At 70.1% G+C, this 22,489-nt stretch carries 22 protein-coding genes; 17 read left to right on the forward strand and 5 right to left on the reverse strand.

Annotation, left to right across the window (positions count from 1 at the left end):
* The first annotated feature begins 77 nt into the window (after positions 1–77).
* The 9 genes from ACWFR4_RS21900 (at position 78) to ACWFR4_RS21940 (ending at position 10,637) form a co-directional block, all read left to right on the forward strand.
* Positions 78–1,076: an ABC transporter permease gene (locus tag ACWFR4_RS21900; RefSeq protein ID WP_453460932.1), complete on the forward strand. Its 999-nt coding sequence runs from the start codon at positions 78–80 to the stop codon at positions 1,074–1,076.
* A 58-nt stretch (positions 1,077–1,134) separates the two neighbouring features.
* Positions 1,135–2,886 (forward strand): ABC transporter substrate-binding protein, encoded by a 1,752-nt coding sequence (locus ACWFR4_RS21905; RefSeq protein WP_453460934.1) that lies wholly within the window; start codon positions 1,135–1,137, stop codon positions 2,884–2,886.
* Positions 2,887–2,961: 75 nt separating this feature from the next.
* Positions 2,962–3,969 (forward strand): ABC transporter permease, encoded by a 1,008-nt coding sequence (locus ACWFR4_RS21910; RefSeq protein WP_453460937.1) that lies wholly within the window; start codon positions 2,962–2,964, stop codon positions 3,967–3,969.
* Positions 3,966–5,066, forward strand: coding sequence for an ABC transporter ATP-binding protein (locus tag ACWFR4_RS21915; protein ID WP_453460940.1), 1,101 nt, complete (start codon positions 3,966–3,968; stop codon positions 5,064–5,066). The genes ACWFR4_RS21910 and ACWFR4_RS21915 overlap by 4 nt, the downstream gene beginning before the upstream one ends.
* Positions 5,063–6,433 (forward strand): ABC transporter ATP-binding protein, encoded by a 1,371-nt coding sequence (locus ACWFR4_RS21920; protein ID WP_453654079.1) that lies wholly within the window; start codon positions 5,063–5,065, stop codon positions 6,431–6,433. Before ACWFR4_RS21915 ends, ACWFR4_RS21920 begins: the two co-directional genes overlap by 4 nt.
* Before the next feature lie 95 nt (positions 6,434–6,528).
* Entirely contained in the window at positions 6,529–7,923 is a 1,395-nt protein-coding gene (locus tag ACWFR4_RS21925) for a M1 family metallopeptidase (RefSeq protein ID WP_453460946.1), read from the forward strand.
* Positions 7,924–7,977: 54 nt separating this feature from the next.
* Positions 7,978–8,649 carry a trimeric intracellular cation channel family protein gene (locus tag ACWFR4_RS21930; RefSeq protein ID WP_453460949.1) on the forward strand — a complete coding sequence of 224 codons (672 nt, stop codon included), beginning with the start codon at positions 7,978–7,980 and terminating at the stop codon, positions 8,647–8,649.
* Between the two features lie 68 nt (positions 8,650–8,717).
* Positions 8,718–9,572, forward strand: coding sequence for a thioesterase family protein (locus ACWFR4_RS21935; RefSeq protein WP_405478439.1), 855 nt, complete (start codon positions 8,718–8,720; stop codon positions 9,570–9,572).
* Between the two features lie 90 nt (positions 9,573–9,662).
* Complete coding sequence (locus tag ACWFR4_RS21940; protein ID WP_453460951.1) at positions 9,663–10,637, forward strand: helix-turn-helix transcriptional regulator; 975 nt, start codon at positions 9,663–9,665, stop codon at positions 10,635–10,637.
* Here ACWFR4_RS21940 and ACWFR4_RS21945 read toward each other — a convergent pair.
* Both ACWFR4_RS21945 and ACWFR4_RS21950 read right to left on the reverse strand, forming a co-directional pair.
* Complete coding sequence (locus ACWFR4_RS21945; RefSeq protein ID WP_453654081.1) at positions 10,600–11,457, reverse strand: alpha/beta fold hydrolase; 858 nt, start codon at positions 11,455–11,457, stop codon at positions 10,600–10,602. The two genes, ACWFR4_RS21940 and ACWFR4_RS21945, sit on opposite strands and share 38 nt — an antisense overlap.
* Positions 11,458–11,537: 80 nt before the next feature.
* A complete protein-coding gene (locus tag ACWFR4_RS21950; protein ID WP_453460956.1) occupies positions 11,538–12,155 on the reverse strand; it encodes a TetR family transcriptional regulator in 618 nt (205 codons plus the stop codon).
* Positions 12,156–12,269: 114 nt separating this feature from the next.
* On the opposite strand from ACWFR4_RS21950, the gene ACWFR4_RS21955 reads away from it, so the two are divergent.
* The 3 genes from ACWFR4_RS21955 to ACWFR4_RS21965 all read left to right on the forward strand — a co-directional run bounded on the left by ACWFR4_RS21955 (position 12,270) and on the right by ACWFR4_RS21965 (position 14,101).
* A complete protein-coding gene (locus ACWFR4_RS21955) occupies positions 12,270–12,431 on the forward strand; it encodes a hypothetical protein (RefSeq protein WP_165914619.1) in 162 nt (53 codons plus the stop codon).
* Between the two features lie 202 nt (positions 12,432–12,633).
* Positions 12,634–12,852 (forward strand): DUF4190 domain-containing protein, encoded by a 219-nt coding sequence (locus tag ACWFR4_RS21960; protein WP_453654200.1) that lies wholly within the window; start codon positions 12,634–12,636, stop codon positions 12,850–12,852.
* 79 nt (positions 12,853–12,931) lie between these two features.
* Complete coding sequence (locus tag ACWFR4_RS21965) at positions 12,932–14,101, forward strand: cysteine desulfurase family protein (RefSeq protein ID WP_453654083.1); 1,170 nt, start codon at positions 12,932–12,934, stop codon at positions 14,099–14,101.
* A 43-nt stretch (positions 14,102–14,144) separates the two neighbouring features.
* On the opposite strand, the gene ACWFR4_RS21970 is transcribed toward ACWFR4_RS21965, so the two are convergent.
* The gene (locus tag ACWFR4_RS21970; RefSeq protein WP_453654085.1) at positions 14,145–14,849 is read right to left on the reverse strand and encodes an N-acetylmuramoyl-L-alanine amidase; all 705 of its coding nucleotides are present in this window, start codon (positions 14,847–14,849) and stop codon (positions 14,145–14,147) included.
* A gap of 84 nt (positions 14,850–14,933) precedes the next feature.
* Between ACWFR4_RS21970 and mnmA the strand changes: the two genes are divergently transcribed.
* Positions 14,934–16,064, forward strand: a complete 1,131-nt coding sequence (gene mnmA, locus ACWFR4_RS21975) for a tRNA 2-thiouridine(34) synthase MnmA (RefSeq protein ID WP_453654087.1) — start codon at positions 14,934–14,936, stop codon at positions 16,062–16,064.
* Positions 16,065–16,103: 39 nt separating this feature from the next.
* Here mnmA and ACWFR4_RS21980 read toward each other — a convergent pair whose 3' ends face one another.
* Positions 16,104–16,883: an alpha/beta fold hydrolase gene (locus ACWFR4_RS21980; RefSeq protein WP_453654089.1), complete on the reverse strand. Its 780-nt coding sequence runs from the start codon at positions 16,881–16,883 to the stop codon at positions 16,104–16,106.
* Positions 16,884–16,924: 41 nt separating this feature from the next.
* Positions 16,925–17,248 carry a DUF427 domain-containing protein gene (locus ACWFR4_RS21985; protein WP_453654091.1) on the reverse strand — a complete coding sequence of 108 codons (324 nt, stop codon included), beginning with the start codon at positions 17,246–17,248 and terminating at the stop codon, positions 16,925–16,927.
* A 52-nt stretch (positions 17,249–17,300) separates the two neighbouring features.
* Between ACWFR4_RS21985 and ACWFR4_RS21990 the strand changes: the two genes are divergently transcribed.
* The 4 genes from ACWFR4_RS21990 (at position 17,301) to ligA (ending at position 21,885) form a co-directional block, all read left to right on the forward strand.
* Positions 17,301–17,864, forward strand: coding sequence for an LOG family protein (locus tag ACWFR4_RS21990; RefSeq protein WP_453654093.1), 564 nt, complete (start codon positions 17,301–17,303; stop codon positions 17,862–17,864).
* Between the two features lie 7 nt (positions 17,865–17,871).
* A complete protein-coding gene (locus ACWFR4_RS21995; protein ID WP_453461003.1) occupies positions 17,872–18,570 on the forward strand; it encodes an SDR family oxidoreductase in 699 nt (232 codons plus the stop codon).
* A gap of 61 nt (positions 18,571–18,631) precedes the next feature.
* The gene (locus ACWFR4_RS22000; protein WP_453654094.1) at positions 18,632–19,636 is read left to right on the forward strand and encodes a methionine synthase; all 1,005 of its coding nucleotides are present in this window, start codon (positions 18,632–18,634) and stop codon (positions 19,634–19,636) included.
* 41 nt (positions 19,637–19,677) lie between these two features.
* Positions 19,678–21,885 carry an NAD-dependent DNA ligase LigA gene (gene ligA, locus ACWFR4_RS22005; protein ID WP_453654096.1) on the forward strand — a complete coding sequence of 736 codons (2,208 nt, stop codon included), beginning with the start codon at positions 19,678–19,680 and terminating at the stop codon, positions 21,883–21,885.
* The last annotated feature ends 604 nt before the right edge of the window (positions 21,886–22,489 follow it).

Below are 22,489 nucleotides of genomic sequence, written 5' to 3' on the forward strand. Positions count from 1 at the left end.
GCGTGTGAAACAGGATCAAGCCGCTACAGCGGCGGGCGTGGGCCGGCCACCGTCGGCCGAGAGGGGTCAACCACACCGTGACCGCACCGATCGAGACCACTGGGGCCCAGGCCGAGGTGCAGCCCGAGGCTGTCCTCGCCGGCACCAAGGGGCAGCAGATCGAGGGGCGCTCCCTCGGGCGCATCGCCTGGAATCGTTTCAAGAGGGACAAGGTCGCCGTCGCCGGCGGCGTCATCGTCATCCTCCTGATTCTCGTGGCCGCCCTGTCGCGCCCGATCCAGTCCCTCCTCGGCCTTGACCCGAACGCCTTCCACCAGGACCTGATCGACGCCAGCACCTCACTGCCCAAGGGTGAGTGGGGCGGCATGAGCGCCGATCATCCCCTGGGCGTCGAGCCGAAGTTCGGCCGGGACATCCTGGCCCGAATCCTCGAGGGCTCCTGGGTCTCCCTGGTGGTGGCCTTCGGCGCCACCGTGCTGTCGAACGTCATCGGCGCGGTCCTCGGTGTGGTCGCCGGCTACTACGGCGGCCGGGTCGACGCGGTCATCAGCCGCCTCATGGACACGTTCCTGGCCTTCCCGCTGCTCCTGTTCGCCATCGCGATCTCCGCGACCCTGCAGGGCGGCGCGTTCGGGCTCGACGGACTTCCGCTGCACATCTGCGTGCTGATCTTCGTCATCGGATTCTTCAACTGGCCCTATCTGGGCCGGATCGTGCGCGGGCAGACCCTTGCCCTGCGCGAGCGCGAGTTCGTGGACGCATCCCGCGGCATGGGCGCCCGCGGTCCGTACATCCTCTTCCGCGAACTGCTGCCCAACCTGGTCGGCCCGATCATCGTCTACTCGACGCTGCTCATCCCGACCAACATCATCTTCGAGGCTTCGCTGAGCTTCCTGGGTGTCGGCATCCAGCCGCCGCAGGCCTCCTGGGGCGGCATGCTCGACCAGGCCAAGGACTACTTCCAGGTCGATCCGCAGTACATGATCGTCCCCGGCCTCGCCATCTTCGTCACCGTGCTCGCGTTCAACCTGCTCGGTGACGGTCTCCGCGACGCTCTCGACCCGCGCAGTCGCTGAAATCCGGCCGCACAGAGAGCTCCACAAGTTTCCGACAATGGAGGGGATTCCGACCATTATGCGAAGGTCATCACTTGCCGCTGTTGCGGCCATCGGCAGCGTGAGCCTGCTGCTCGCCGGCTGCAGCAAGGCCGACGACGGCAACGGCGACGGCAAAACGAAGTCGGCCGGCGCGGACGCCGCGACGAAGAGCATGGTCAACGCGTCCACGAAGAAGGGCGGCACGGTCACCTACGCGATGTCGGACGTCCCCGACTCGTTCGACCCGGGCAACACGTACTACGCGTACATGTACAACTTCAGCCGGCTCTACGCGCGCCCGCTGATGACCTTCAAGCCGGACGCCGGCGAGAAGGGCAACACGCTCGTGCCCGACCTGGCCTCCGAGCCGGGCAAGCAGAGCGACGGCGGCAAGACGTGGACGTACAAGCTGCGCGCGGGCCTCAAGTACGAGGACGGCTCGCCCATCACGTCCAAGGACGTCAAGTACGCCGTCGAGCGGTCCAACTTCGCACGTGACGTACTCTCGCTCGGCCCGAACTACTTCCAGCAGTTCCTCAAGGGCGGCGACAAGTACAAGGGCCCGTACAAGGACAAGAGCGCCGAGGGCCTCAAGTCCATCGAGACGCCGGACGACACCACCATCGTCTTCCACCTCGACGAGCCCTTCCAGGAGTTCGACTACCTGGTCGCCACGCCGCAGACGGCTCCGGTCCCGCAGGCCAAGGACACCGGCGTCGACTACGTCAAGAAGATCGTGTCCTCGGGCTCGTACAAGTTCCAGAGCTACACCGAGGGCAAGCAGGCCGTCCTCGTGCGCAACAAGAACTGGGACGCCAAGACCGACCCGCTGCGCAAGCAGTACCCGAACAAGATCGTCGTCAACCTGAAGGTCAACCAGTCGACGATCGACAAGGACCTGCAGTCGGGCGACACCCTGATCGACCTCCAGGGCAAGGGCGTCGAGACCCAGACCCAGGCACAGCTGATCACCGACCCGGCGAAGAAGGCGAACACCGACAACGCTTACGGTGGCCGTCTCGTCTACGCGGCGATCAACTCCAAGCTGAAGCCGTTCACGAACGTCGACTGCCGCAAGGCCGTCCAGTACGCCATCGACAAGGTCTCCGTGCAGACCGCCGAGGGCGGCGACATCCGCGGTGACATCGCCACCACGGTCCTGCCGCCGGACATCACCGGCTACGAGAAGGCCGACACGTACCAGTCCGCCGGTAACAAGGGCGACGCGGCCAAGGCCAAGGACGCGCTGAAGGCCTGCGGCAAGAAGACGATCTCGACCACCATCACCGCGCGCAGCGACCGTCAGGAAGAGGTCGACGCGGCCACGGCGATCATCGCGTCGCTGAAGAAGGTCGGCATCAACGCCTCCCTGAAGCAGTACCCGTCGGGCAAGTACTTCACCGACTACGCGGGCGTCCCGAAGTTCAACCAGAAGAACAACGTCGGCATCATGATGATGCAGTGGGGTGCCGACTGGCCCTCCGGCTACGGCTTCCTGCAGCAGATCCTGAACAGCAAGGCGATCGGCGCCTCCGGCAACACGAACCTGTCGGAGTTCACCAACAAGGCAGTCGACGCGAAGCTGGCCCAGGCCATCGCCGCGCCCGATGAGGCCACCCGCAACAAGCTCTACGCGGAGATCGACAAGCAGACCATGGATGAGGCGGTCCTCGTTCCGCTGACCTACTTCAAGGTCCTGCTCTACCGCTCGCCGTACGCCACCAACCTGGTGTCCACGTCGGCCTTCAGCGGCGAGTACGACTACCTCAACATCGGCACCACGAAGTAGCAGCGGCCCCGGAAGGCAGGTGAAGGCATTGGTGCCCGCAGGCCCAGCGGTCTGCGGGCACCAGCGCCGGTCCCCGTGATCTCGTACATCTTCCGCCGGACGATCGCGGCAGTGATCCTGCTGCTGGTCGTCACCGCGGTCACCTTTGGCATCTTCTTCCTGCTGCCACGTCTCGCCGGTCAGACCCCTGACCAGCTGGCGCAGCAGTACATAGGCAAGAGCCCCACGGCCGCGGACATCGCGGCGGTCAAGCACAACCTCGGTCTGGATCAGCCCGTCTACGTCCAGTACTGGCACTTCATCAAGGGGATCGTCACCGGCGCCACCTACGACCTCGGCCCCACCACGGCACACTGCAACGCGCCGTGCTTCGGCTACTCCTTCAAGAACCACGTCCCGGTGTGGCCCGAACTGACCTCGCGGCTCCCGGTGACGCTGTCGCTCGCCGCGGGCGCGGCGGTGATCTGGCTGCTCTCCGGCGTCACGGTCGGGGTGATCTCGGCCCTCAAGCCGGGCTCGTTCTTCGACCGCGCCTTCATGGGAGTCGCCCTCGCCGGTGTCTCGCTGCCCATCTTCTTCACGGGTCAGCTGGCGCTGCTGCTCTTCACCTATCAATGGCCGATCTTCGGCAGAACCTACGTCCCGCTCACCGAGAACCCGGCGCAGTGGGCCAACACCCTCTTCCCGGCCTGGTGTTCACTGGCGCTCCTCTACTCCGCCATCTACGCGCGGCTCACCCGCTCCGGGATGCTGGAGACGATGAATGAGGACTTCATCCGCACGGCACGCGCCAAGGGCCTGCCCGAACGCACCGTGGTCGGCCGGCACGGCCTGCGCGCCGCGCTCACGCCGATCATCACCGTCTTCGGCATGGACCTCGGTCTGCTGCTCGGCGGCGCCGTGATCACCGAGCAGGTCTTCTCACTGCACGGCATCGGCGAGTACGCGGTGCAGGGAATCACCGACAACGACCTGCCGAAGGTGCTCGGTGTGACGTTGCTCGCCGCGTTCTTCGTCGTCCTGTGCAACCTCGTGGTGGACCTTCTCTACGCCGCCGCCGACCCGCGGGTGAGGCTCTCGTGACCGAACTGTCCAAAACCGGTGCCGCCGTGGGCGAGCCGGTGGCCGCGGGCCCGGCCAAGCCCCCGACCGCCTTCCTCGAAGTGCGCGACCTCAAGGTGCACTTCCCGACCGACGACGGCCTCGTCAAGTCCGTCGACGGGCTCAGCTTCAAGCTGGAGAAGGGCCAGACCCTGTCCATCGTGGGCGAGTCCGGGTCCGGCAAGTCCGTGACATCGCTGGCGATCATGGGCCTGCACCGGCTCGGCGCGCGCGGCAAGAACGTGAAGATGTCCGGCGAGATCTGGCTCGACGGCAAGGAGCTGATCGAGGCCGCCCCGGACGACGTGCGCCGGCTCCGCGGCCGCGAGATGGCGATGATCTTCCAGGATCCGCTGTCCGCGATGCACCCGTACTACACGGTCGGCACCCAGATCGTGGAGGCGTACCGCGTCCACAACGACGTGAACAAGAAGGTCGCGCGCAAGCGGGCCGTCGAACTGCTCGACCGCGTGGGCATCCCCGAGCCGGCCAAGCGCGTCGACAGCTACCCGCACGAGTTCTCCGGCGGTATGCGCCAGCGCGCGATGATCGCGATGTCGCTGGCGAACAACCCGCAGCTGCTCATCGCGGACGAGCCGACCACCGCCCTCGACGTCACCGTCCAGGCGCAGATCCTCGACCTGATCAGGGATCTGCAGAAGGAGTTCGAGTCCGCGGTCGTCCTCATCACCCACGACCTGGGTGTCGTCGCCGAGATCGCCGACCAGGTCCTGGTCATGTACGGCGGTCGCTGCGTGGAGCGCGGTCCCGTCGACAAGATCTTCGCCGAGCCGCAGCACCCGTACACCTGGGGCCTGCTCGGATCGATGCCGCGCATCGACCGTGAGCAGACCGAGCGGCTCATCCCCGTCAAGGGCCAGCCGCCGTCGCTCATCAACGTCCCCTCGGGCTGCGCCTTCCACCCGCGCTGCCCGTACGCGGACCTGCCCAAGGGCGGCATCACCCGCACCCAGCGGCCCGAGCTGCACGAGGTCGGCAGCGACCACTTCTCCGCCTGCCACCTCTCGCCGGAGGACCGTACGCGGATCTGGACCGAAGAGATTGCGCCGAAGCTGTGAGTGAGACGAAGAAGGAAGACGCAGGGGACACTGCGGCGGCCACGGTTCCCGCGCAGGCGGCGTCCCCCGAGGACCGGGAGGTGCTGCTCAAGGTCGAGGGCCTGGTCAAGCACTTCCCGATCAAGAAGGGGATCCTCCAGCGGCAGGTCGCCGCGGTGAAGGCCGTCGACGGGATCGACTTCGAGGTCCGCAAGGGCGAGACCCTGGGCGTCGTCGGCGAGTCCGGCTGCGGCAAGTCGACCATGGGCCGGGTCATCACGAAGCTGATCGAACCCACCGGCGGCAAGATCGAGTTCGAGGGCCAGGACATCACCCGCCTCGGCACGCGGGGCATGCGCCCGCTGCGCCGGGACATCCAGATGATCTTCCAGGACCCGTACGGCTCCCTGAACCCCCGGCACACCATCGGCTCGATCGTCTCGGCGCCGTTCCGGCTCCAGAGCGTGGAGCCCGAGGGCGGGGTGAAGAAGGAGGTCCAGCGCCTCCTGGAGCTGGTGGGCCTCAGCCCCGAGCACTTCAACCGCTACCCGCACGAGTTCTCCGGCGGCCAGCGCCAGCGCATCGGCATCGCCCGCGCGCTCGCGCTCAAGCCGAAGCTGGTCGTGGCGGACGAGCCGGTCTCCGCGCTCGACGTGTCGATCCAGGCGCAGGTCGTCAACCTCATGGACGACCTGCAGTCCGAGCTCGGCCTGACGTACGTGATCATCGCGCACGACCTCTCCGTCGTCCGCCATGTCTCGGACCGCATCGCGGTGATGTACCTCGGCAAGGTCGTCGAACTCGCCGACCGCACCTCGCTGTACGAGGCGCCGATGCACCCGTACACCAAGGCCCTGATGTCGGCAGTGCCGGTGCCGGACCCCAAGCGCAGGGGCGCCAAGAGCGAGCGGATCCTGCTCAAGGGAGACGTGCCCTCGCCGATCTCGCCGCCGAGCGGCTGCCGCTTCCACACGCGGTGCTGGAAGGCGACGGAGATCTGCAGGACGGCCGAACCCCCGCTGCTCCAGCTCGCCCCCGGACGCCAAGTCGCCTGCCACCACCCGGAGAACGCCGAGGACCAGGCGCCGGGTGACACCAAGCTGCTCGCGGTCGCCAAGGAGGCGATCGAGGTGGTGACGCTGGCGCGGACGGACGCGGACGACGCTCCTGAAGAGCCGGCCGCGGAGCCGGCCGAGGCATCGGCCAAGGAGCCGGTTGAGGCCCCGGTTGAGGCCCCGGTTGAGGAGCCGGCCAAGGCGTCGGCCAAGGAGCCTGCTGAGGCTCCCGGGGCGGCCGTCGACGCCGGTGACGACAGTGACGTACAGCCGTCGGACGACGCGGGTGACGCGGACGGGACGGATGACGTACAGGAGTCGTCCGGCAGTTAGCGGGGATTTGACCGAGCAGGTCATGTACACGCCCTGACGGGAGAGTGCAGAGTCTGCGTGTCCGTTACATCGGAACACGCGCGAAGGGACGACTCATGGCACTCTCCCGTTCGGCACGTCTGGCAGCGGTCGCGACAGCGGCCGCCTCGTTCTGTCTGATCGCTGCGGCCCCGGCCCCCACCCCCGGCTCGGACGGCATCGGCGACCCGTACTTCCCGCAGCTCGGCAACGGCGGCTTCGACGCCACCCACTACGACCTGAACGTGGCCTACGACCCCGCGACCGACCGCCTCGACGGCGTCACCACCGTCACCGCGCGCGCCACCCAGAACCTCTCCTCCTTCGACCTGGACCTCCAGAAGCTGACCGTCACCTCCGTCGAAGTGAACGGCAGACGCGCCCAGTTCACGCGCTCCGGCGACGAGATACGCGTCACCCCGCGCGACGCGATCCGCGACCACCGCACGTTCTCCGTCACGGTCACCTACGGCGGCGTCCCCGAGGCGCTCAACGGCCCCATCGTCTTCGGCTCCGACTACGGCTGGATGAAGACCGACGACGGCGTCTTCGTCGCCTGCGAACCCAACGCCGCCTCCACCTGGTTCCCCTCCAGCGACCACCCCTCGGACAAGGCGACGTACGACATCCGCATCAAGGCGCCCAAGGGCCTCACCGGGGTCTCCAACGGCCGCCTCGTCGACACGTACGACGTCCGGGGCGGGCAGACCGTGCACCACTGGCGCGAGTCACGGCCGATGGCGACCTACCTCGCGACCGCCTCCATAGGGAAGTTCGACGTCAAGACCGGCAGGACCCCTTCGGGCATTCCGATCTACGTAGCCATCGACCCGGTCCTGAAGAACAGCAACAACGTCGACGTCTACGGCGTCACGGCCGAGGTCACCGACTACTGGTCGAAGGTGTTCGGCCCCTACCCGTTCGAGGAGACCGGCGCGGTCGTCGACGACATGCCGCAGGCCGGCTTCTCCCTGGAGACGCAGTCCAAGCCGAGCTACTCCGCCGTCCGCTCCGAAGGCACGATCGTGCACGAGCTGGCCCACCAGTGGTTCGGCGACTCCGTCTCGGTGCGGCAGTGGAAGGACATCTGGCTCAACGAGGGCTTCGCCAGCTACGGGCCCTGGCTGTGGAACGAGCACAAGGGCCGCTCCAGCGCCCATGACTCCTTCCTCGCCGCCTACAACTCCGTCCCCGCCTCCTCGTCCTTCTGGCAGAGCGTCATCGCCGACCCGCAGCGCGACACCATGTTCAACAGCGCCGTCTACAACCGCGGCGCGATGACACTCCAGGTCCTTCGCGAACGGATCGGCGACAAGGACTTCTTCAAGCTGCTGCGTACCTGGACCGCCACACACCGCTACGGCAACGCGCAGACCGCCGACTTCATCCGCCTCGCCGAGAAGGTCTCCGGGCAGGATCTCGACGGGCTCTTCCGGACATGGCTCTACACGAAGGGCAAGCCCGCGCTGTAGGCCACGCTCGACACCTGGCTCGGGGGGGCACCCGGCAGTGCGTAACAATGTCGGGTGCTTCTGGAACTCTTCACCCCCTCCGTCCAGCATTGGCTGGACCTCGTCGGGATCTTCGTCTTCGCGATCTCCGGCGCTCTCCTCGCGGTCCGCAAGAACTTCGATGTCTTCGGCATCGCCGTTCTCGCCGAGGTCACCGCGCTGGGCGGAGGGCTGTTCCGCGACGTGATCATCGGCGCCGTCCCGCCGGCCGCGTTCACCGACCTCGGGTACTTCCTGACCCCGCTGGTCGCCGCCGGCCTCGTGTTCTTCCTGCACCCCGAGGTGGAGCGCACCCAGGTCGCGGTGAACATCTTCGACGCGGCGGGTCTCGGCCTGTTCTGCGTCACCGGCACGGTCAAGGCGTACGACTACGGGCTGGGGCTCACGGCCTCCGCGGCGCTCGGCCTCACGACTGCCGTGGGCGGCGGCGTGCTGCGCGACATCATCGCCAACGAGGTCCCGTCCCTGGTCCGCTGGGACCGCGATCTGTACGCGGTGCCGGCGATCGTCGGGTCGACGATCATCGTCCTGTGCATCCGCTTCGACGTGCTGTCCGCGTTCAGCAGCGGCGCCGCGGTCATCACGGCGTTCGTGCTGCGGCTGCTCGCGATGCGCTACCACTGGCGGGCGCCGCGGGCCTGGCACCGCAGGTCGTCGGCGACGGAGGTGCCGGAGGAGACGCCCTGACCGGGGTCCCGGAGCTAGGCCTGCAATAAAAGCTACCGCTTAGTAGTTTCCTGTTGTACCGTACCTGCATGGCACAGGTATCGTCCGCCGCGCAGGCGGTCATCGGCGACAGCGAGTTCGACCGCGACACCGCGGTCACCCGGCGCGAGCCCGGTGTGTACGACATCGACCTCTCGGCCGGCTGGACGATCATCAGCGCCGTCAACGGCGGCTATCTGCTCGCCGTGCTCGGCCGCGCACTCGGCGACGCACTGCCGCACAGCGACCCGTTCACGATCTCCGCGCACTACCTGACCGCGTCCCGTCCCGGCCCGGCCGTGATCAGGACCGACGTCGTACGCACCGGCCGCACCCTCTCCACCGGCCAGGCCTCCCTCTTCCAGTACGACGACGAGGGCGCCGAGGTCGAGCGGATCCGCGTCCTCGCCTCCTACGGCGACCTCGACGCGCTCCCGGACGACGTCCGCACCACCGCGAAGCCCCCTCACCTCCCCCCGGCCGAGCAGTGCTTCGGCGCGCAGGACGGCCCCACGCCGATCAAGGGCAGCTCCGCCATCACCGAGCGGCTCGCCCTCAAGCTCGACCCGGCCACGCTCGGCTGGGCGATCGGTTCGCCCTCCGGCAAGGGCGAGATGCGGGCCTGGTTCGGCCTCGCGGACGGGCGCGACGCGGACCCGCTCTCCCTGCTCCTCGCCGTGGACGCGCTGCCCCCGACCGCGTTCGAGATGGGCCTGACCGGCTGGGTCCCGACCGTCGAACTGACCGTCCACGTGCGCTGCCGCCCCGCCCCCGGCCCCCTGCGCGTCTCCATCACCACCCGCAACCTCGCGGGCGGCTTCCTGGAGGAGGACGCCGAGGTCTGGGACAGCGAGGACCGCCTGGTGGCCCAGTCCCGGCAGCTTGCGCGGGCGAAGCTGAGCTGACCGGGGCTCGGCCGCACGGCGTGCGGCGGATCGGGGTGTGAGATGAGCCCGGCGCCCTCGGACGCCGCGCGCCGCGAGATCCTCTGACGTGTGAAATCCGACCGGCTGCTCTCGATCCTGCTGCTGCTCCAGACCCGTGGGCGGGTCGCCGCCCCCGAGCTCGCCGAGCGGCTCGAAGTGTCCGTACGCACCATCTACCGCGACATCGAGGCGCTCTCCGCCAGCGGCGTCCCGGTGTACGCCGAGCGCGGCCGGCACGGAGGCATCGCCCTGCTGCCCGGCTATCGCACAGACGTCACCGGACTCACCGCCGACGAGTCGCGCGCCCTGTTCATCCTGGCCGCCCAGGGTGCCCACAGCGCGCTCGGTCTCGACTCCGCGTTCCGCTCGGCCCTGCGCAAGGTGATGGCCGCGCTGCCCGAGCCGCACCGCCCCGCCGCCGAGCTGACCAGCCGCCGCATCCTCGTCGAGGCGTCACGCTGGAGGGGCGGGCCCATGCCCGCCGTGGACCTGGGCGTGCTCCAGGAGGCGGTGCTCGCCGAGCGGCGTCTGCGCCTGCGCTACCGGCACAGCGGCACCGACACACCCCGCACCTACATCGTCGACCCGTACGGACTCGTCTCCAAGGCCGGGGTCTGGTACCTCGTCGCCGACCGGCGTGCCGAGCCCCAGCTGTTCCGGGCGGACCGGGTGCGCGAGGCGACCCTCACGGACGCGTCTGTACGGCGGCGCCCCGGGGTCCAACTGGCCGACGCCTGGGACGTGTTGAAGCGTCAGGTCGAGGACAGGCCGGGCGCCGTCGAGGCCACCGCGCGCGTGCGGCGCACCCACCTCGACCTGTTCCTGCGGCTGTGCGGCAACGCGCTGACGGCGCCGCCCGACGACGACGGCCGCAGCGAGTGGGTCATCGTGCGTCTCGGCTACGGGGAGGTGCGTGAGGCGCGCTCGCTCCTGTCGTTCGCCGACAACGTCGAGGTCGTCGGCCCGCCCGAGATCCGTGACGAACTCGCCCGCTGCGCCGCCGCGATCACCGGCGTGTACGGTCCGCCCACAGGAACTCCGTGACGACGCCGGTCAGTTCGGCCGGCGCGTCCTCCTGTACGAGATGCCCCGCGCCCTCGATCAGCCGCAGCTCCGCGCCGGGGATCAACTTCGCCAGCTCGTGCCCCCGCGCGACCGGGATCCAGGTGTCATCGATGCCCCAGCAGATCAGTGCAGGCAGGTCCAACTCCCCGTACCGGCCCTGGATCTCGTCGGTGAAACGCTGGTCGTTCTGCTCGATCTGACGGTAGAACGCGGGCTGTCCCTCGGGTGTGCACCAGGGTGCGACCAGTCGGTCGAGTGTCGCCGGGTGCAGGCCCCGGTGGCTCGCCGACCTGATGTACTCGCGCACGAGCGCCTCGTGCAGGGCCGGGGGGAGCTCGGCGAACACGTCGGTGTGCGCGCCGAGATGGCGGTACGTGGGGGAGCCCCATGGAGCGAGCGCCACCGGGTCGACAAGCGCGAGCCGCTCGTAGCGCGCGCCGTGCAGCAGCCGGGCGCGCAGGGCGACACAGCCGCCGAAGTCATGGGCGACGACGGCGGGTTCGGCGCCGGGCCGGTCCAGGCCCCAGTGCCCGAGCAGCTCGGTCAGGACGCGGGCGTGGGCGGCGAGGGTGACGTCCTGCCCGTCGTGCTTGGCCGAGGCGCCGTACCCGGGCAGATCCCACACGTACACGCGGTGCCGGGCGGCGAGCGCGCGGGCCGGGCCGCGCCAGACGTACGAGGAGAAGGGCGTGCCGTGGACGAGGACGACCGGCGGCGCGTCCGCAGGGCCGAGCGCGGCCCAGGCGACGTCACCGGACGAACTGGCGTAGGAGCGGTCGAGATTCCAGTCGGCGGTCATGCCCTTCAGGCTAGGGCGTGTTCCGGCTGGGGGCGCGGGGACTTGGGCGCCGGTGGGCGGTGGCCTGCGGCCGGCGGCGTTCAGTCCAGCCAGTGCGCCCTGCCGAGGTTGACGAGGCGCAACTGCCGTGTGGCGATGTCGATCGCCGCGTCCATGCGCTCCGGCGGGGTCTCCAGGAAGACGGACGCGGTCATCACCATGTGCTCGACGTAGTGCCACGCCAGCATCCGCAGGTCGTCCTGGCTCCAGCCGGCGGACACCGGGTCCGCGGCAAGACCCTCGGCCACCTCCTCGGCGAACCGCGCGAGCTGCCCGCCGATGGCGTCCCGCACGCGCTGGACGCCACCGTGCCGCTCACGCGCGATGAAGCGCACGTGGGAGGGGTGCGTGCGGACCAGACGGGCGATCAACTCGACTGTCTGACCCAGACGTTCCTCGTTGCTGCCCGTCGTGGTCAGCATGGTGGTGATCGTCTCGTGCAGGCTGCCGAGCGCCTCCTCGACGAGCGCGACGCCGAGCTCGGCCGTCGAGTCGAAGTGCCGGTAGAACGCGGTAGGCGCGACCCCGACGGCCCGGGTGACCTCGCGCAGCCCCAGGCTCGACAGGCTCTGGTCCTCGAGCAGCTCCAACGCCGCGTCGAGCAGCGCCTGTCGGGTCTTCTGCTTCTGGGCCTGCCGGATGCCGAGGGTGTGACTCATGCCATGCAGTTAACACTTGTTCTCTGTAATTCGGAAGCCGTGCGCGCGCTAGACTCGGGAGTCAGTGAACGGTTGTAATCCCAACTGTCGCCGACCCGACCATGAGAGGCACTCATGCTGTTCCTCGTAGCCGCCCTGCTTCTGCTCGGCGTCGCGCTGGGCTCCGTGGCCCACGCGCCTCTTCCCGTCACCCTCGTCGCCGCCGCCGTCATCGGCATCTGGCTGGTCGTCTTCGCCGTGCGCGAGCGGACCGCCCGGCGACGCCACCAGCACTGAGCCATCAGCACTGAGCCATCAGCACTGATCCATCAGCGCTGAACCATCAGCCTGATCTCGCCTGATCACGCCTGAACCAAGAGGGGGTACCACCATGAACATCACCGCTGACACCACTACCGGCACCAGCACCCACACGGACGCCGTGGCCGGGACGGCCCCTGCGGAGCAGCCCCGCACCGGTGCGCGCGACGCCGACGGAATGGCCGTCGCCTCGTTCGTCCTCGGGCTGCTCGGACTGCTCGTCCTCAACCTCTTCCTCGGCCCGATCGCCATCGTGCTCGCCGGCCTCGCCCTCATGCGCGGCACCGCCCGCCGTGGCCGTGCGCTGCTCGGACTGGGGCTCGGAATCGCCGACCTGGCGGTCCTCGCGGCGTTCGTCGCGACCGACCACACGCTGTCCTGGAGCCTCACGGGCTGACCCCTTCAACGCTCTGCGTGGGACGGGACCCCACGCGGCGCGAAGCACCGGGACCGGGGCTCGTAGAATCGAGCCCACCATGGCCTACCTCGACCACGCCGCGACCACTCCGATGCTCCCGGAGGCCGTCGAGGTGATGACCGCCCAGCTTGCCGTCACCGGCAACGCGTCCTCGCTGCACGCAGCGGGCCGGCGCGCCCGACGCACCGTCGAGGAGTCCCGCGAGACCCTCGCCGAATCCCTCGGCGCCCGCCCCAGTGAGGTCGTCCTCACCTCAGGCGGCACCGAGGCCGACAACCTCGCGGTGAAGGGCCTGTACTGGTCCCGCCGCGACGCGGACCCCGCCCGCACCCGCGTCCTCTCCAGCCCCGTCGAACACCACGCGGTCCTCGACGCCGTGCACTGGCTCGGCGAACACGAGGGCGCCACCGTCGAGTACCTGCCCGTCGACGCGTACGGGCGCGTGCACCCGGACGCACTGCGCGAGGCGATCTCCCGCAACCCCGACGACGTGGCCCTCGCCACCGTCATGTGGGCGAACAACGAGATCGGCACGATCCAGCCCGTCCGTGAACTCGCCGACGTGGCCGCCGAGTTCGGTGTCCCGCTGCATGCCGACGCCGTCCAGGCCTACGGTCAGCTTCCCATCGACTTCGCCGCGTCCGGCCTCGCCGCGATGACCGTCTCCGGCCACAAGATCGGCGGCCCGTACGGCATCGGGGCGCTGCTCCTGGGCCGCGAGTACACCCCCGTACCCGTGCTCCACGGCGGGGGTCAGGAGCGGCATGTGCGCTCCGGGACGCTCGACGTGCCCGCCGTCGCCGCCTTCGCCGTCGCCGGGCGGCTCGCCGCCGAACAGCGCGAGTGGTTCGCCCGCGAGATCGGCGGCCTGCGCGACGACCTGGTCGACGCCGTGCGCGCGGCCGTCCCCGCGGCGATCCTCGGCGGCGACCCGGCCCCCGGCGGCCGGCTGCCCGCCAACGCCCACTTCACCTTCCCCGGCTGCGAGGGCGACTCCCTTCTGCTGCTCCTGGACGCGCAGGGCATCGAGTGCTCCACCGGCTCCGCGTGCACGGCCGGTGTGGCGCAGCCCAGCCACGTGCTGCTGGCCACCGGCACGGACCCGGACCTGGCCCGCGGCACCCTGCGCTTCTCCCTCGGCCACACGTCGACCGAGGCGGACGTAGCAGCGGTGGCGGACGCGATCGGACCGGCGGTGGAGCGGGCCAGGACGGCCGGGCTGAGCTAGGGCCTTGGGGGCTCTCGGCTGGATCATGCCGGGCGCCCCGGACCTACGCCTTGGCCGTACGCCCCTCCTCATGGGCGCGCTTCACCAGGCGCATGTACCGGTCCCAGTCCCAGTGCGGACCCGGATCGGTGTGGTCCGTGCCCGGCACCTCGACGTGCCCGATGATGTGCTTCCGGTCGACGGGTATCCCGTAACGCCTGCATATCCCGGCGGTGAGCCGCGCGGAGGACGCGTACATGGCGTCCGTGAAGTCGGCCGGGCGGTCCACGAACCCCTCGTGCTCGATCCCCACACTGCGCTCGTTGAAGTCCTTGTTCCCCGCGTGGAACGCCACGTCCAGCTCGCGGATCATCTGCGCTATGTGCCCGTCCTTGCGCACCACGTAGTGCGCGGCCGCCCCGTGCCACGGGTCCTTGAAGACCTTCAGCGTGCCTTGGTAGCTGCCCTGTGTGACATGGATGATCACGCGGTCGATCGTGTAGTCCGCCGGGCGGTCCGCCCGCCGCCAGTTCGCCGCCGCCGCGGCCACCCACTCCGCGCCCCTGAAGTCGACCTCGCCGGCCTTGCGCGGCTTGTCGATGCCGGGCATCTGCCACCACATGTGCGCCAGGTCGCTGCGGGCGAGCAGGCCCACACCGACGGCCGTCGCCGCGCCTCCGATCAGCAGCGTCCGCCGGCTGACCCCCCGGTCACCGTCGCGCTTCGCGCGGCCCCCGGACTTCCGCCGGGACTTTCCCTGTGCTCCCACGACCCGCCCCCGTTCACGTCGTACGAGATCCACAACGGATACTCGCGGGATTCGGTTCCCGCGGCCCCGTACCCTGTTAGAGCTATGACTTCGCAGACCCCGCAGAGCACCCGCCCCCTTCGCGTCCTCGCCGCCATGTCGGGCGGCGTGGACTCCGCCGTCGCCGCCGCCCGCGCGGCGGAAGCGGGCCACGACGTGACGGGCGTCCACCTCGCCCTCTCCGCGAACCCGCAGTCGTTCCGCACCGGAGCCCGCGGCTGTTGCACCATCGAGGACTCCCGCGACGCCCGCAGGGCCGCCGATGTCATCGGCATCCCCTTCTACGTCTGGGACCTCGCCGAGCGGTTCCGTGAGGACGTCGTCGACGACTTCGTCGCCGAGTACGAGGCCGGGCGCACCCCGAACCCGTGCCTGCGCTGCAACGAGAAGATCAAGTTCGCCGCGCTCCTCGACAAGGCCCTCGCCCTCGGCTTCGACGCCGTCGCCACCGGCCACTACGCGAAGGTGGTCGAGCACCCGGACGGCACCCGCGAACTGCACCGCGCCTCCGACATGGCCAAGGACCAGTCGTACGTCCTCGGAGTGCTCGACGACCGCCAGCTCGCGCACGCCCTGTTCCCCCTCGGCGACACGGTCACGACGAAGGGCGAGATCCGCGCGGAGGCCGAGCGGCGCGGCCTCGCCGTCGCCAAGAAGCCCGACTCGCACGACATCTGTTTCATCGCGGACGGCGACACCCAGGGCTTCCTGGCGTCGCGCCTGGGCAAGGCCGAGGGCGACATCGTCGACGAGACGGGTAGCAAGATCGGCACGCACGAGGGCGCGTACGGCTTCACGATCGGCCAGCGCAAGGGCCTGCGCATCGGCACCCCGGCCCCCGACGGCAAGCCGCGCTACGTCCTCGACATCTCGCCGGTGAACAACACGGTGACGGTCGGCCCCGTGGATTCCCTCGACGTCACGGCCCTCACAGCCATCAAGCCCCGCTGGTGCGGCACGGCCCCCTCGGGACCGGGCACGTACACCGCGCAGCTGCGCGCCCACGGCGACGAGACGCCGGTGACGGCGGAGCTGGTCGACGGCACCCTGGCTGTCACCTTCGACGAGCCCGCACGCGGCGTCGCCCCAGGCCAGGCCATCGTGCTCTACGACGGCACGCGTGTGGTCGGCTCGGCGACGATCGCGACGACCACGCGCGCGAAGGCCATGGCCTAGTCCGCCCAGTCCCGTCCGTCGCTTCCGGGGTGCGCGGGCCTACGCCGAGAAGAATTCGGTGAGCAGCGGACCGAGCGCGTCCGGATCCACCGCGTGGGTCTGGCCGTCCAGCGTGCGGTACGTCCCGTCGGGCACCGCCTCCGCCACCGTCCGCGCCGCCTCGCGCATCCACGCGGGGCTCGCCCCGCCCGCCACGGCGAGCACCGGCACGGTGATCGAGGCCAGCCGCTCCCGCGGCACCAGACCGTCGCCCATCGCGGCGTCGTCGTAGGCGAGGGTCGGCGCGACCGCCTCCATGTCCGGCCACCAGGGTGACCGCCGGGCGCCCGAGATCATCTCGGCGGGCGTGCCGGTGAGCGACATGAACAGCTCCACCGCGTCCCCGTTGCGGCCGTCGGCCAGCAGCCCGGACAGCTGCCGCGTGTACTCCGCGCGCTCCTTGTCGCCCCCTTCGTCGACCGCGAACGGGGGTTCGTACACGGCGACTCGGGTCACCGCAAGCCCGCTCGCCGCGGCCTCCAGGGCCAGCGCCGCGCCCGATGACATGCCGTACAGCGCCGCGCTGCCGCCCACCGCGTCGATGAGTGCCGCGATGTCCTCCACCTCGCGGGCGACCGCGTACGGGGCCGTGTCACCGCTCGCGCCCCGGCCCCTGCGGTCATACGGGACGGCGCCGAGTCCGCCGCTCAGCCGGGCGGCCAGCGGCTCCATCGACGAGCCCGCCGACAGGGCGCCGCTCACCAGGATGACCGCCGGACCCGCGCCGGTGCACTCGTACGCGATGGCCGTGCCGTCGGAGGAGTTCGTCTTCTTGTCCATGAACGTGAAGACTCCCCCGCCCGGCGGAACTCATCACGCGGTCAGGCGATTTCCACCTCGTAGAAGCACAGGTGGTCCTTGATCTCGGCCACGTCCGGCTTCGGGTCCGGGTACGACCACACCACGTCGGGGGCGTCCGGCAGGGACCAATAGGACGCCGTTCCCTTGAAGGGGCAGTACGTCTGCGTGTCGGACGGGGTCAGCAGATCCACGCGGACGTCCGCCGGCGGGATGTAGTAGCGCACGGGACAGCCCGTCTCGCGCAGCAGCAGCGGACGCGTGCTCTGCGCGAGCACCACCCCGCCGTGGACGACGCGTACGGAACCGGTGCCCTGCTCGATCGTGATCGTGTGTCCATCAGCCATACCTGGGACAGCGCCGGCAGGGGCGCCGTTCTTCCCCCGTACCGTAGGACGAATGAACATCTGTGTCTTTCTCTCCGCCGCCGACCTCGCCGACCGCTACACCCGACCCGCCCATGAGTTCGCCGAGCTGCTCGGCAAGGGCGGGCACACGCTCGTGTGGGGCGGTTCGGAGAGCGGGCTCATGAAGGTGGTGGCGGACGGCGTGCAGGAGGCCGGAGGGCGCCTCGTGGGCGTCTCCGTGGACTTCCTGGCCGCCAAGGCGCGGACGAACGCCGACGAGATGGTGATCGCCCGTGACCTCGCCGAACGCAAGGCACTGCTCCTGGAGAAGGCCGACGCCGTCGTGATCATGGTGGGCGGCACGGGCACGCTCGACGAGGCCACCGAGATCCTTGAGCTGAAGAAGCACGGCAAGCACACCAAGCCGGTCGTCCTGCTGAACACGGCGGGCTTCTACGACGGCCTCAAGGAGCAGTTCCGCCGCATGGACGAGGAAGGGTTCCTGCCGCTGCCGCTCACCGAACTCGTCTTCTTCGCCGATGAGCCCGCCGGCGCGCTGGCCTACCTGGAGACGCACCCGTCAGCGGCTGCCGCCGCGGAAGTCGGCACGCTCTAATGCGAGCATGGCCCGTATGGCAACACATGTGATCACCGGGGCCGGATCAGGTATCGGGGCGGCAGTGGCGCGCCGTCTGCACGCACGCGGGGACGAACTCGTCCTCCACGCGCGCGACGCGGCCCGCGCGAAGGAACTCGCGGCCCAGTTCCCCGGCGCGGGCACGCTCGTCGGCGACCTCGCCGACCCGGACAAGCTCTCCTGGGCGTTCTCGCACCAGTCGCTGCCCGACCGGGTGGACTCGCTGCTGCACATCGCGGGTGTCGTCGACCTCGGCCCGGTCGGCGAGCTCACCCCCAAGTCGTGGCGCCACCAGCTGAACGTGAACCTGATCGCCCCCGCCGAGCTGACCCGCCATTTCCTGCCCCAGCTCCGCGTCGCCCACGGCCACGTGATCTTCGTCAACTCCGGTGCGGGCCTCAGCGCGCATGCGGACTGGTCCGCGTACGCCGCCTCCAAGCACGGCTTGAAGGCGCTCGCCGACTCCCTGCGCCAGGAGGAGCACGGCAACGGTGTGCGGGTCACGTCGGTCTACCCGGGCCGCACGGCCAGCGCCATGCAGGTCAAGGTGCACCAGCAGGAGGGCAAGCCGTACGACGCCGCCCGCTGGATCGACCCCGAGTCGGTCGCCACGACGATCGTCATGGCCCTCGACCTGCCGCGCGACGCCGAGGTCAACGACCTCACGGTGCGCCCCGGCCGCTGACGGATCGCCTCGGTCCACCTGCGCTTGAGCCGGCCCCGGCCCCGTTACGTACGCTTCGCGGGTGAGCGAAAACAGCAAGTTCAGGCCGGGGCCGGCCACCGGTGTCGGATCGATGCCCGGTGGCGACGCGCGCGAGGCGGCCAAGACGGTCACCGGCAGTGTCGAGGAGTTTCCGTATCTGGCGGAGCTGCCCGCACGCGGACCCGGCGCCGACATGATCGGCCGGACCGCCGGACTGCTCGTCGAGCTCTACGCGCGCGTGGAGCCCAGCGGCTGGCGGCTCGGGGACCGGCCGGGCCGCGACACCCGGCGCGCCCGGTCCTGGATGGGCGAGGACCTGGACGCCCTCGAGGAGTTCACGCAGGGCTACCTGGGGCCGTTGAAGGTGCAGGCGGTCGGCCCCTGGACGCTCGCCGCCGCCCTGGAACTGCGCAACGGCGAGGTCGCCCTCTCCGACGAGGGCGCCGGCCGCGACCTCGCCGGCTCGCTCGCCGAGGGACTGCGCCTCCACCTCGACGACGTGCGCCGCCGCGTCCCCGGCGCCGAGATCGTGCTCCAGCTCGACGAACCGTCACTCATCGCAGTGCTGCGGGGCCAGGTCAAGAGCGCCAGCGGATACCGCACCCACCGCGCCGTCGACCGCCAGCTCGTGGAGAGCACGCTCCGCGAGGTCGTCTCGGTCCACGACGGGCCCGTCGTCGTGCACTCCTGCGCCCCCGACGTCCCGTTCGCCCTCCTGCGCCGCGCGGGCGCCGACGCCATCTCCTTCGACCTCTCGCTGCTCACCGAACGTGACGACGACGCGATCGGTGAGGCTGTCGAGGCCGGCACGCGGCTCTTCGCCGGTGTTGTGCCGGGCACGGACGGCCCATTGTCAGACCCTGCCGGTAGCGTCATGGGAGTCAGGACGCTGTGGCGCAGGCTGGGGCTGAATCCCGGCTCCCTCGCGGAGTCGGTCACGGTCACTCCGTCGTGCGGTCTCGCGGGGGCCTCTCCCGCGTATGCGCGCGCCGCGCTCGCCCACTGCGTCCGGGCGGCGAGATCACTCGCGGACAACCCAGAGTGACGGGGCGTGGTCCGCACAGGGACAAACGGGAGGACGAGACGGTGGCCGGCGAACAGCAGCACGCACAGCCCGCAGAGGTGCCCGCGACGGCACGGGAGCAGCACGCGCAGCTCGCCGAGCAGATCGAGGAGCACCGCTTCAGGTACTACGTGAAGGACCAGCCGGTCGTCAGCGACGGCGAGTTCGACAAGCTCCTGCGCTCCCTGGAGGCGCTGGAGGAGCAGTACCCCGAGCTGCGTACGCCCGACTCACCGACGCAGAAGGTCGCGGGTTCGTACGCGGCGGTGTCCACGTCGTTCGCCGCCGTCGAGCACCGCGAGCGCATGCTCTCCCTCGACAATGCCTTCGACGAAGCCGAGTTGGCCGCCTGGGCCGACCGCATCGCCCGGGACGTCGGCACGCCCGACTACCACTTCCTGTGCGAACTCAAGATCGACGGTCTCGCGGTCAACCTCACATACGAGGACGGCAGGCTCATCCGCGCCGCCACCCGCGGAGACGGCCGCACCGGCGAGGACATCACTCCCAACGTGCGCACGATCGCGGAGATCCCCCACCGCCTCAAGGGCGACCGCGTCCCGGCACTCGTCGAGATCCGCGGCGAAGTCTTCTTCCCCATGGCGCGCTTCGAGGAGCTCAACGCGCGGCTGGTCGAGGCCGGCGACAAGCCCTTCGCCAACCCGCGCAACGCGGCAGCGGGTTCGCTGCGCCAGAAGGACCCCCGCGTCACCGCGACCCGCCCGCTCCACATGGTCGTGCACGGCATCGGCGCCCGCGAGGGCTTCGACATCGACCGCCTCTCCCAGGCCTACGAGCTGCTGCACGAATGGGGCCTGCCCACCGCCCGGCACAACAGGGTGGTCGACAGCATCGAGGACGTACGGGAGTTCATCGCCTACTTCGGGGAGAACCGCCACTCCATCGTCGAGCACGAGATCGACGGCGCCGTCGTCAAGCTCGACGAGATCCCCCTCCAGGGCCGCCTCGGCTCCACGTCGCGCGCGCCGCGCTGGGCCATCGCCTGGAAGTACCCGCCGGAGGAGGTCAACACCAAGCTGGTCAACATCCGCGTGGGCGTCGGCCGCACCGGCCGCGTCACGCCGTACGCACAGGTCGAGCCGGTCACCGTGGCCGGTTCCGAGGTCGAGTTCGCGACCCTGCACAACCAGGACGTCGTCAAGAAGAAGGGTGTCCTCATCGGGGACACCGTCGTCCTGCGCAAGGCGGGCGACGTCATCCCGGAGATCCTCGGCCCGGTCGCCGACCTGCGCGACGGCAGCGAGCGGGAGTTCGTGATGCCCGCCGAGTGCCCCGAGTGCGGCACCCCGCTGCGGCCCATGAAGGAGGGCGACATCGACCTCCGCTGCCCGAACGCCCGCTCCTGCCCGGCCCAGTTGCGCGAGCGCCTCTTCTACCTCGCGGGCCGCAAGTCCCTCGACATCGAGAACTTCGGTTACGTGGCGGCCGCCGCCCTCACCAAGCCCCTGGAGCCGGCCGAGCCGGCGCTCGCCGACGAGGGCGACCTGTTCGACCTCACCATCGAGCAGCTGCTGCCGATCCGGGCGTACGTCCTCGACCAGGACAGCGGCCTGCCCAAGCGGGACCCGAAGACCGGTGAGGAGAAGATCGCCACGGTCTTCGCCAACCAGCAGGGCGAGCCCCGGAAGAATGCCCTGTCCATGCTGGAGAACATCGCGGCGGCCAAGGAGCGGCCGCTCGCCCGCGTCATCACCGGTCTGTCCGTGCGCCATGTGGGGCCCGTCGCCGCGGAGGCGCTGGCCCGCGAGTTCCGCTCCATCGACCGCATCGAGCAGGCCACCGAAGAGGAGCTCGCCGCCACCGACGGCGTCGGGCCGATCATCGCCGCCTCGCTCAAGCAGTGGTTCGCGGAGGACTGGCACCGCGAGATCCTGCGCAAGTGGCGGACCGCCCGGGTGCGGATGGAGGAGGAGGGTGCCGGTGAGGACCAGGGACCGCGTCCCCTCGAAGGCCTCACCGTCGTCGTCACCGGCACCCTCGAGCACCACACCCGAGATGGCGCGAAAGAGGCCCTGCAGAGCAGAGGCGCCAAGGTGACGGGCTCCGTTTCCAAGAAGACCTCCTTCGTCGTAGTGGGGGACAACCCGGGCTCCAAGTACGACAAGGCGATGCAGCTGAAGGTTCCGGTTCTGAACGAGGACGGGTTCGCCGTCCTGCTCGAACAGGGGCCGGACGCGGCGGCGGACGCGGCGCTTCCGACCGAGGAGTAGCGGTTGAAGGCCACCCGTTCAGCGCATACCAGATGCATACGGGTGGCCGGGGCGCATTCGGGCAACCGTGGGCGACCGCTGCCCCTGGAAGCCTTCTGCGGCCTACTGTTGAGGGGTGCGCCTGCCGTGCCCGGCTGCGGATGGGGCACCCCATGCCCACGACGGGCACGGGGCAGTGAACGAGGACGCGGTACCGCTGACGGAAGTCGTCCGCGGCGGATCGCGTGGCGTGGGCACCGCCGGCTGTGAGAGGGACGGGAATGGAACCGACCGAGAGCGCCGCTCCGGACTCACGGCTGCGCACACGCTGGCGCGTGTGGCGAGGCACCGCGAGCCCGGCGCCGGCCGCGCGCAGCGTGCCGGGACAGGACGAGACCGGCGAGAAGGACGAGACCGGTGAGACGGACCAGGGGGACTGGCGCTCCGCGGACGACGCCGCCCCGGCGGCGCGCTCCGCGGACGACGGTCCGGGCGGGAGCGAGCGCGGTGATTCGGTGAGCAGGCGCGGTGCGTGGCGCGCAGCGTTCGGGATCCGCGGCGCAGGGCGTACGCGCCGTCGCGCGGGCTCCGGTGCGCAGGGCGAGAGCGGACGGAGCGGCTCCGC

The organism is Streptomyces sp. NPDC055140 (genome assembly GCF_053607285.1).

What these genes read in the sequence shown, in the direction of transcription:
- ACWFR4_RS21905 (WP_453460934.1), top strand. Translation starts at nt 1,135, where the DNA reads ATGCGAAGGTCATCACTTGCCGCTGTTGCGGCCATCGGCAGCGTGAGC.
- ACWFR4_RS21925 (WP_453460946.1), top strand. Translation starts at nt 6,529, where the DNA reads ATGGCACTCTCCCGTTCGGCACGTCTGGCAGCGGTCGCGACAGCGGCC.
- ACWFR4_RS21935 (WP_405478439.1), top strand. Translation starts at nt 8,718, where the DNA reads ATGGCACAGGTATCGTCCGCCGCGCAGGCGGTCATCGGCGACAGCGAG.
- ACWFR4_RS21945 (WP_453654081.1), bottom strand. Translation starts at nt 11,457, where the DNA reads ATGACCGCCGACTGGAATCTCGACCGCTCCTACGCCAGTTCGTCCGGT.
- ACWFR4_RS21950 (WP_453460956.1), bottom strand. Translation starts at nt 12,155, where the DNA reads ATGAGTCACACCCTCGGCATCCGGCAGGCCCAGAAGCAGAAGACCCGA.
- ACWFR4_RS21955 (WP_165914619.1), top strand. Translation starts at nt 12,270, where the DNA reads ATGCTGTTCCTCGTAGCCGCCCTGCTTCTGCTCGGCGTCGCGCTGGGC.
- ACWFR4_RS21960 (WP_453654200.1), top strand. Translation starts at nt 12,634, where the DNA reads ATGGCCGTCGCCTCGTTCGTCCTCGGGCTGCTCGGACTGCTCGTCCTC.
- ACWFR4_RS21965 (WP_453654083.1), top strand. Translation starts at nt 12,932, where the DNA reads ATGGCCTACCTCGACCACGCCGCGACCACTCCGATGCTCCCGGAGGCC.
- mnmA (WP_453654087.1), top strand. Translation starts at nt 14,934, where the DNA reads ATGACTTCGCAGACCCCGCAGAGCACCCGCCCCCTTCGCGTCCTCGCC.
- ACWFR4_RS21980 (WP_453654089.1), bottom strand. Translation starts at nt 16,883, where the DNA reads ATGGACAAGAAGACGAACTCCTCCGACGGCACGGCCATCGCGTACGAG.
- ACWFR4_RS21985 (WP_453654091.1), bottom strand. Translation starts at nt 17,248, where the DNA reads ATGGCTGATGGACACACGATCACGATCGAGCAGGGCACCGGTTCCGTA.
- ACWFR4_RS21990 (WP_453654093.1), top strand. Translation starts at nt 17,301, where the DNA reads ATGAACATCTGTGTCTTTCTCTCCGCCGCCGACCTCGCCGACCGCTAC.
- ACWFR4_RS21995 (WP_453461003.1), top strand. Translation starts at nt 17,872, where the DNA reads ATGGCCCGTATGGCAACACATGTGATCACCGGGGCCGGATCAGGTATC.